This is a genomic window from Streptomyces sp. NRRL B-24085 (genome assembly GCF_001282115.1).
In the GTDB taxonomy this organism is placed as follows: Bacteria; Actinomycetota; Actinomycetes; order Streptomycetales; family Streptomycetaceae; genus Streptomyces.
The window spans coordinates 1-8,543 of the sequence record NZ_LJBR01000284.1; the positions used below are offsets into that span (position 1 = coordinate 1).

General features: G+C 70.7%; 8 protein-coding genes and 1 pseudogene. 4 read left to right on the forward strand and 5 right to left on the reverse strand.

What is annotated here, in order from left to right:
- Both AOJ26_RS28340 and AOJ26_RS28345 read right to left on the reverse strand, forming a co-directional pair.
- Positions 1–392, reverse strand: a pseudogene (locus AOJ26_RS28340) (hypothetical protein); the annotation flags it as partial.
- Positions 389–955 (reverse strand): SigE family RNA polymerase sigma factor, encoded by a 567-nt coding sequence (locus AOJ26_RS28345; RefSeq protein WP_053851204.1) that lies wholly within the window; start codon positions 953–955, stop codon positions 389–391. The pseudogene AOJ26_RS28340 and the gene AOJ26_RS28345, both read right to left, overlap by 4 nt.
- A gap of 236 nt (positions 956–1,191) precedes the next feature.
- Here AOJ26_RS28345 and AOJ26_RS28350 point away from each other — a divergent pair, with 236 nt between their 5' ends.
- Positions 1,192–2,595: an NCS2 family permease gene (locus tag AOJ26_RS28350; protein WP_053851205.1), complete on the forward strand. Its 1,404-nt coding sequence runs from the start codon at positions 1,192–1,194 to the stop codon at positions 2,593–2,595.
- 13 nt (positions 2,596–2,608) lie between these two features.
- On the opposite strand, the gene AOJ26_RS28355 is transcribed toward AOJ26_RS28350, so the two are convergent.
- The 3 genes from AOJ26_RS28355 to AOJ26_RS28365 all read right to left on the reverse strand — a co-directional run bounded on the left by AOJ26_RS28355 (position 2,609) and on the right by AOJ26_RS28365 (position 5,516).
- Complete coding sequence (locus AOJ26_RS28355) at positions 2,609–4,060, reverse strand: peptidoglycan D,D-transpeptidase FtsI family protein (RefSeq protein ID WP_053851206.1); 1,452 nt, start codon at positions 4,058–4,060, stop codon at positions 2,609–2,611.
- 84 nt (positions 4,061–4,144) lie between these two features.
- Entirely contained in the window at positions 4,145–4,615 is a 471-nt protein-coding gene (locus tag AOJ26_RS28360) for a GNAT family N-acetyltransferase (protein WP_053851207.1), read from the reverse strand.
- 127 nt (positions 4,616–4,742) lie between these two features.
- A complete protein-coding gene (locus AOJ26_RS28365; protein ID WP_007381154.1) occupies positions 4,743–5,516 on the reverse strand; it encodes an IclR family transcriptional regulator in 774 nt (257 codons plus the stop codon).
- 121 nt (positions 5,517–5,637) lie between these two features.
- Between AOJ26_RS28365 and AOJ26_RS28370 the strand changes: the two genes are divergently transcribed.
- From AOJ26_RS28370 to AOJ26_RS28380, 3 genes are all read left to right on the forward strand, one after another.
- Positions 5,638–7,167, forward strand: a complete 1,530-nt coding sequence (locus AOJ26_RS28370; RefSeq protein ID WP_078960056.1) for an aldehyde dehydrogenase (NADP(+)) — start codon at positions 5,638–5,640, stop codon at positions 7,165–7,167.
- 104 nt (positions 7,168–7,271) lie between these two features.
- Positions 7,272–7,880 carry a DUF1349 domain-containing protein gene (locus AOJ26_RS28375; RefSeq protein WP_053851209.1) on the forward strand — a complete coding sequence of 203 codons (609 nt, stop codon included), beginning with the start codon at positions 7,272–7,274 and terminating at the stop codon, positions 7,878–7,880.
- A 92-nt stretch (positions 7,881–7,972) separates the two neighbouring features.
- A partial coding sequence (locus tag AOJ26_RS28380; RefSeq protein ID WP_053851210.1) for a DsbA family oxidoreductase occupies positions 7,973–8,543 on the forward strand: 571 nt, incomplete at its 3' end.

The window sequence follows — 8,543 nt, forward strand, 5'->3', positions numbered from 1 at the left end:
GAAGGCGTGGCGCTGGGCTTCCCGGTCCGGTGGGCCGGGGTGCTGCTCGGTGCCGGAGCGGCAGGCGGGGCGGGCGGACGGCTCGTCGCGTCGGGCGAGGGGGAGGGCGTGCCGGTGGCGGCGGCCGACTCCCGCACGGGCGGCTCGTCCTTCACCGCGGACGCCACCGCGTACCCGCCGAGGCCCAGCACACAGGCGACCGCGGCCGTGGCGCTCACCACCCGCACCCAGCCGTACACCGGTGGCCGGGTCGCCCGGTGGCCGGGGCGGGCCTCCTCGGCCATACCGCGCTCGATCCGGGCGAGGATCCGCTCGCGGTCCGGTTCGTGGGCCTCGGCCGCGCCCTGCAGTTGGGCGCGCAGTTCGCCGTGCACGTCCCGCCGCATGGTCATCGGTCCCTTCCTCCGGTTTCACCGGTGCGCGCCATCGCCGCGTGCACCCTCAGCGGAGCGTTCCGGGGGCCGAGCAGCCGCTGCAACTCGGCCATCCCCTTGGAGGTCTGGCTCTTCACCGTACCGACCGACACACCCAGGGCCAGCGCGGTGTCCTTCTCGGAGAGGTCGAACGCGTGCCGCAGCACGACACACGCCCGTTTGCGGAACGGCAGCCTGCGCAGCGCCTCCTGGACGTCGACCGCGCCCGCCACGTCGGGGTTCTCGACCTTCTCCTCGCGCTGGGACCAGAACAGGGCGACGCGCCGGCGTTCGCGGACCGCGCTGCGGATGCGGGTGCGGGCGAGGTTGGCGACCACTCCACGGGCGTAGGCCGCCGGGTGGTCGGCCGCGCGCACCCGGTCCCAGCGGTGCCACAGGGCCAGCAGGGCGTCCGCCGCAAGGTCGTCGGCGGCGTCCGCCTCGCCCGTCAACAGGGCGGCGAGCCGGGACAGTTCGGCGTAATGGCGTTCGAAGAAGGCATGGAACTCCACGGAGGCGGCGTCGTCGACGACTGTGCCCACGGGCTCCCTCTCCCTTGTGTGTCATGTAAATGACATGTGATCGTCCGGGGGTGGCCGGGCGGAGATCCGGAAGCCTAGCAGCGATCCAGCAAGCGCTCTCGTACGGGTCTTCGAACGATGGATGACGGGCCGGACCCCGAATCCGTAACACGGAGAAAACCTGAGACGCGTTCACCAGGGGAACAATCCAGCCAGCATCCGCACACCGATCATTCAGGCACCGAGGAGCAGCGAGCATGTCCGTCGACCGGTACTTCAGGATCTCCGAACGGGGATCCACCTTCGCCCGTGAGATACGCGGCGGCTTCGCCACCTTCTTCACGATGGCCTACATCCTTGTCCTGAACCCCATCATCCTCGGCAGCGCGAAGGACAGGTTCGGGCACCAGTTGGATGCGGTCCAGCTGACCACCGCGACGGCTCTGGTGGCCGCGGTGATGACGGTCATCATGGGCGTGGGCGGCAATCTGCCCCTCGCGCTCGCCGCCGGGCTCGGACTGAACGCGGTCGTCGCCTTCCAGATCGCCCCGCTGATGAGCTGGGACGACGCGATGGGGCTGGTCGTCCTGGAGGGGCTGCTGATCTGTGTGCTGGTGGTGACCGGTCTGCGGGAGGCGGTCATGCACGCCATTCCGCAACCGCTCAAGCAGGCGATCAGTGTCGGCATCGGCCTGTTCATCGCGTTCATCGGCTTCGTGGACGCGGGATTCGTGAGCCGCATCCCCGACGCCGCGAACACCACCGTGCCGGTTCAGCTCGGCGGCACCGGCGCGCTCACCGGCTGGCCCATCCTCGTCTTCTGCCTCGGGGTGCTGCTGACGATCGGACTGCTCGCGCGCAAGGTCAAGGGCGCGATCCTGATCAGCATCGTGACCATGACGGTCCTCGCGATGATCATCAACTCGGTCGCCGACATCAAGACCTGGGGGCTGACCACCCCGGAGTGGCCCGACAAGGTCGTCGACACCCCCGACTTCGGACTGATCGGCCACTTCAGCCTGTTCGGCTCCTTCAGCGCCCCCGGCGTCGGGGTCGTCACGGTCGTGCTGCTGATCTTCACGCTGATCCTGTCCGACTTCTTCGACACGATGGGCACGGTCGTCGGGATCAGCGCGGAGGCGGGACTGCTGGACGAGGAGGGCAAGGTCCCCGACCTCGGCCGGGTGCTGCTGATCGACGGGGCGGCGGCGGTGGCCGGCGGAGCGGCCTCGGCCTCCTCCGCCACGTCGTACATCGAGTCGGCGGCGGGAGTCGGCGAGGGCGCGCGCACTGGCTTCTCGAACCTGGTCACCGGCGGACTGTTCGGCCTGGCGCTGTTCCTGACCCCGCTGCTGACGATCGTCCCGCTCCAGGCCGCCGCGCCCGCGCTGGTCGCCGTCGGCTTCCTGATGATGACCCAGGTCAAGCACATCGACTGGGAGCGCTACGACATCGCGATCCCGGCGTTCCTGACCATCGCCGTGATGCCGTTCACCTACTCGATCACCAACGGCATCGGGGCCGGCTTCCTCGCCTACGTCGTGATCAAGGTGGTGCTCGGGAAGGCCAAGGAGATCCACTGGCTGCTCTGGGCCGCCTCGGCGCTGTTCCTCGTGTACTTCGCGATCGACCCGATCGAGCAGGTGCTCGGGGCCAAGTGACCACCGCGAGGACTCAGTTCTTCAGGGCCGCCTCCATCATGGCCTTGGCCACGGGGGCGGCCAGTCCGTTGCCGCTCACCTCCGAGCGGGCCGCGTTCGACTGCTCCACGACCACCGCCACGGCGACCTCCTTGCCGTCGGCCTTCCCGTAGGACGTGAACCAGGCGTACGGCGTCTTGCTGTTGTTCTCGCCGTGCTGGGCCGTGCCCGTCTTGCCGCCCACCGTCACGCCGTCGATCCGGGCGTTGGTGCCGGTGCCGTCCGTGATCACCGACTGCATCGCCGACTGGAGCTGCTCGGCCGTGCCGGAGCTGACGACCTGGGTGGTGGTCGCCTCGTCGTCGTAGTTCTTCAGGACGTCGCCGCCGTGGTTCGTGATCGTCGACACCATGTGCGGCGAGACCAGCTTGCCGCCGTTGGCTATGGCCGCCGAGACCATGGCCATCTGGAGGGGGGTGGCCGTGACGTCGAACTGGCCGATGCCGGTCAGGGCCGTGGACGACTTGTCCATGCCGGAGGGGTAGACGCTGGTGTACGCCCGCACCGGCACGTCCTGCTCGTCGTCGTTGAAGCCGAACTTCTCCGCCATCGCGCGCACCTTGTCCTGGCCGAGGTCGACGGCCATCTTCGCGAAGACGGTGTTGCAGGAGTACTCCAGCGCGACCCGGATCGAGGCGTTCTCGCAGGGCGCCGAGGAGTTCTCGTTGCCCAGCGGGGTCACGGTGCCCGGCAGGGTGTACGGGTCGGGGCTGACGGTCTTCTCGTCCACCGAGGAGTACAGGCCGTCCTCCAGCGCGGCCGCGGCCACCACCAGCTTGAAGGTCGAACCCGGCGGCAGCGGCTGCCGCAGCGCGCGGTTGGTGAGCGGCTTGTCGGGGTCCGAGGTGAGCCGCTTCCAGGCACTGCCCGCCGTGTTGGCGTCCGTCAGCGACGAAGGGTCGTACGACGGCGTCGACACGACCGCCAGGATCTTGCCGGTCGTCGGGTCGATCGCGACGGCCGCGCCCTTCTTGTCGCCGAGCGCGTCGTACGCCGCCTTCTGCACGGACGGGTCGATCGTCGTGATCACATCACCGGGCTCGGCCCGTTGGTTGGTGACGGTGTCCATGACGGTCTTCAGCCGGCTGTCCGTGCCGTTGAGGAGGTCGGCGTAGATGCCCTCCAGCTGGGTCGGGGCGTAGGCCTGCGAGGCGTAACCCGTCACCGCCGCGTACAGCCTGCCGTCCGTGTACGTCCGCTTGTACGCGAGGTCGCTGTCCGTCGTCCTCGCGGAACCCGTCACGGCCCTTCCGGCCACGATGATGTTCCCGAGCGGCGAGGAGTACGTCTCGATCGCGTTCCGCCGGTTGTCGTTGTCGTCCGCTAGTGCCTGGCCCTCGTAGAACTGCACCCAGGTCGCCCGGATCAGCAGAGCGAACACCAGGAGCAGCGCGAAGACCGATGCGCGCCTGATCGTCTTGTTCATCCCACCGAGAAGACGATCAGGCGGGAGCGAATCGTTCCCATGCGTCCGCTTTTCTCATCGGACGTTCATCTGCGGCGGCCGGTCTCACGCGTCCAGCGCGAGCACGAACTCGTCGATCTCCGCACCGCGCGCGTGGGCGTACCCGGACGCCCGGGCGGTCACCCGGAAGCCGCACTTCTCCAGGACCCGCAGCGAACCGGTGTTGTCGGCGGCGGCGCGGGCGTACAGGGGACGCTCGGGCACCTGGGCGACCAGCTCGCGCAGGGCCGCCGTGGCGATGCCGCGGCCCCAGTAGGCGCGGTCGACCCAGTACGTCACCTCGCGCTCGCCCGGCTCGCCGTAGACCGCCGCGCTGCCCACCACGTCACCGTCCGCCAGGATCGTGCGGTGCACGGCGTCGGTGGCGCGGACGCGTTCCCAGTGGGCGTCGAAGGCGTCCCGGTCGGCCGGGTCCTTCGGGGTGAAGGCCGCCATGTGCAGTGCCTCGGGGTCGTTCATCTGCCGGAAGAAGACCGGCAGATCGCTGTCGTGGACTTCGCGGAGAACGATCTGCATGCCTCAGAGCGTAGGGCCTGCCGGCGGTGAGGCGGTTGTTTGTCCTCGGCTTGGTGGGGGCGGGCGTTCCGCGCGGTTCCCCGCGCCCCTGAGAAGCCTGTTCAGGCCGGTGGCCCGGGCGCCGCGCTCAGAGCCTGCGGGTGGCCAGTGTCAGCCGGTCCCGGGCGTCGAACAGCGCGTCCTTCACCATCTGCTCGTGCGCCGGGGTCAGCCGCGCCACCGGCACCGAGCAGCTGATCGCGTCCCGCGCGGGCGTGCGGTACGGGATCGCCACGCCGAAGCAGCGCAGCCCGAGCGTGTTCTCCTCGCGGTCCACGGAGAAGCCCTGCTCCCGGATCTGGTGCAGCTCCTCGATGAGCTTCTCGCGGTCGGTGATGGTGTGCTCGGTGAGCGCCGGCAGGGTCTCCGGCAGCATCTTGCGGACCTGCTCGTCGGAGTAGGTGCTCAGCAGCGCCTTGCCCAGGGAGGTGGAGTGCGCCGGGAGGCGGCGGCCGACCCGGGTGAAGGGGCGCAGATAGTGCTGCGACTGACGGGTGGCCAGGTAGACGACGTTGGTGCCGTCGAGGCGGGCGAGGTGGATGGTCTCGGTGGTGTCGTCGGAGAGCCGGTCCAGGGTCGGCCGGGCCGCCGCGACCACCTCGTCGCCGTCGATGTAGGAGGTGCCGACGAGCAGCGCCCGCACCCCGATGCCGTACCGCGTGCCGGTCGCGTCGGTCTCCACCCAGCCCAGCTCGACAAGCGTGCGCAGCAGCATGTAGAGACTTGACTTGGGGTATCCGACGGCCTCCTGGACCGCCGCGAGGGAGTGCATGCCGGGACGTCCGGCGAAGTATTCGAGCAGTTCAACCGTCCGTACCGCGGACTTGACCTGTGACCCGCCGCCCGTCTCGCCAGCCGACATCGCCCTTGACCCCTTCGTTCGACGGGAAATAGTCTCCAACAGCATATTCACCATCAGGGACAGCGTTCAGTATATCGAACGGTCCTGGTGGATGACCCAGATACACGTGGAGGGACCCGCGGTGGCAGCAGCACCAGTCTGGAGTGTCGACCCCCGAACCGGGAAGCAGCGCGAGCAGGTTGCGGTGGAGGCCACAGCCCAGGAGGTGGACGCCGCCGTCCGCGCCGCGCACGACGCGCGCGCGTCCCTCGCCGACCGCGCCGTCCGCGCGGCCTTCCTGCGCACCGCCGCCGACAAGCTGGAGGAGTCCAAGGAGCACCTCGTCGAGGCCGCCGACGCCGAGACCGCGCTCGGCCCGGTCCGGCTGACCGGCGAGCTCGCCCGCACCTGCTACCAACTGCGGGCCTTCGCCGACATCGTCGACGAGGGAGAGTTCCTCGGCGTCGTGATCAACCACCCCGACGACACCGCGACCCCGCCGATCCCGGACCTGCGCCGCTACAAGGTGCCGCTGGGCGTCGTCGCCGTCTACTCGGCCTCGAACTTCCCCTTCGCCTTCTCGGTCGCGGGCGGCGACACCGCGAGCGCGCTCGCGGCCGGCAACCCGGTCGTCGTCAAGGCCCACCCCGACCACCCGGGCCTGTCCGAGCTGGTCGCGTCCGTGCTGCGCCGGGCCGCCGACGAGCACGGCATCCCCGCGGGCGTGCTCGGTCTCGTGCACGGCTTCGACGCCGGCATCGAGCTGATCAAGCACCCGCTGGTCGCCGCCGCCGGCTTCACCGGGTCCGTCAAGGGCGGCCGCGCCCTGTTCGACGCGGCGGCCGCGCGTCCGGTGCCGATCCCGTTCCACGGCGAGCTGGGCTCCCTGAACCCCGTCGTGGTCACGGAGGAGGCCGCGGCCGAGCGCGCGGAGGCCATCGGCGCCGGGCTCGCGGGCTCCATGACCCTCGGTGTCGGCCAGTTCTGCGTGAAGCCGGGTCTGGTCCTCGTGCCGTCCGGCGCGGCGGGCGACGGCCTCGTGAAGTCCCTGACCGACGCCGTCAGCGACACCGACGCGGGCGTCCTCCTCGACCACCGCATGCGGGACAACTTCGTCGCCGGGGTCGCCGAGCGCACGCGGCTCCCCGAGGTCGAGTCGCCGGTGACGCCCGGCGCGGGCGGCGAGCACACGGTCAGCGCGGGCTTCCTCACGGTGGCGGCGGAGAAGCTCGCCACCGAGGGGGCGTACGACCTGCTCCTGGAGGAGTGCTTCGGTCCGGTGACCGTGGTGGTCCGCTACGACGACGACGAGCAGGCGCGGACGGTGCTGTCCCGGCTGCCCGGCAACCTCACGGCGACCGTCCACCTGTCCACCGCGGAGGCGGCCGGCCAGGGACGCGGCGCGGAGATCCTCGCGGAGCTGACGCCGCTGGCCGGGCGGGTGCTGGTCAACGGCTGGCCGACCGGTGTCGCGGTGGCCCCGGCCCAGCACCACGGGGGCCCCTACCCGGCGACCACGTCCACGTCGACGTCCGTGGGCGGCACGGCGATCGAGCGCTGGCTGCGGCCGGTCGCCTACCAGAACGCTCCGGAGGCACTCCTGCCTCCGGAACTGCGGGACGAGAACCCGCTCGGGCTGCCCCGTCGGTTCAACGGCCGGCTGGAGCGATAGCGCCGAAGGGGCGCGGGCCGTCCGCGGGGTGCCGGTCGTGGGTGGCCGGTCGCGCAGTTCCCCGCGCCCCTGAGGACGTCCACCGGACCTGAAACAATCGGGCGATGGACGTCGAACTCCCCGAACTGCCCTTCGCTCTCCGCACCTACGGCCCCGACGGGCACTGGGCCTACGAGGACGGCATCCTCTCCGGCTGGGCCGGACCGCGGCAGGACCGCTTCGTGCCGCCCACCGGGGAGTCCCTGGACCCGGCTGCCGACGCCCCGCGTCTGCTCGGTGCCCCCGAGGGCGACTTCCAGCTCATAGCCCGCGTCACCGTCGGCTTCAACGCGTCGTTCGACGCGGGCGTGCTGTACGTCCACGTCGGCGAGCGGGCCTGGGCCAAGCTCTGCCTGGAGAACTCCCCGGACGTGCCCACCGTCTGCACGGTGGTCACCCGGGGCCACTCCGACGACTGCAACTCCTTCACCGTGGACGGGACCTCGGTGTGGCTGCGGGTCAGCCGCACCGGCCGCGCCTTCGCCTTCCACGCCTCCCGCGACGGCAGGCGCTGGACCTTCGTCCGCCTCTTCACCCTGGGCGACGAGAAGGAGACCGGCGCGGCCCTGGTCGGCTTCATGGCGCAGTCGCCGATGGGGGAGGGGTGCGTCGTGACCTACGACCACATCGAGTTCAGGCCGGACTGGCCGGCGGACCTGCGCGACGGCAGGTGAGAGCCGACGGGAATGGAACCCTGTGCTTGAACGTTCATCCAATGAGGCGGAGGGAGTCTCCGTCGCCGTCCGAGCTGGAGAGAGCCGTACACATGCGCGTCGAGATCTGGAGCGACATCGCCTGCCCCTGGTGCTACGTGGGCAAGGCCCGCTTCGAGAAGGCGCTGGAGGCCTTCCCGCACCGTGACGCGGTCGAGGTGGTCCACCGGTCGTTCGAGCTGGATCCCGGGCGGGCCAAGGACGACGTCCAGCCGGTCCTCGCGATGCTCAGCAAGAAGTACGGCATGAGCGAGGCGCAGGCCCAGGCCGGCGAGGAGAACCTCGGTGCCCAGGCCGCCGCCGAGGGCCTCGCCTACCGGACCCGCGACCGCGACCACGGCAACACCTTCGACCTGCACCGCCTCCTCCACCTCGCCAAGGAGCACGGCAGGCAGGACGAGCTGGTCCAGATCTTCTACCGGGCCAACTTCGCCGAGGAGCGGTCCCTGTTCACCGAGGGCGACGAGCGCCTCGTCGAGCTCGCCGTGGAGGCCGGACTGGACGCCGGCGAGGTCCGCAGGGTCCTCGCCGACCCCACCGCCTACGCCGACGAGGTCCGCGCCGACGAGCGCGAGGCCGCCGAGCTCGGCGCCAACGGCGTCCCCTTCTTCGTCCTGGACCGCA

Excerpts from the sequence above, each read along its gene's own strand:
- AOJ26_RS28350 (WP_053851205.1), top strand. The coding sequence starts at position 1,192 with ATGTCCGTCGACCGGTACTTCAGGATCTCCGAACGGGGATCCACCTTC.
- AOJ26_RS28355 (WP_053851206.1), bottom strand. The coding sequence starts at position 4,060 with ATGAACAAGACGATCAGGCGCGCATCGGTCTTCGCGCTGCTCCTGGTG.
- AOJ26_RS28360 (WP_053851207.1), bottom strand. The coding sequence starts at position 4,615 with ATGCAGATCGTTCTCCGCGAAGTCCACGACAGCGATCTGCCGGTCTTC.
- AOJ26_RS28365 (WP_007381154.1), bottom strand. The coding sequence starts at position 5,516 with ATGTCGGCTGGCGAGACGGGCGGCGGGTCACAGGTCAAGTCCGCGGTA.
- AOJ26_RS28375 (WP_053851209.1), top strand. The coding sequence starts at position 7,272 with ATGGACGTCGAACTCCCCGAACTGCCCTTCGCTCTCCGCACCTACGGC.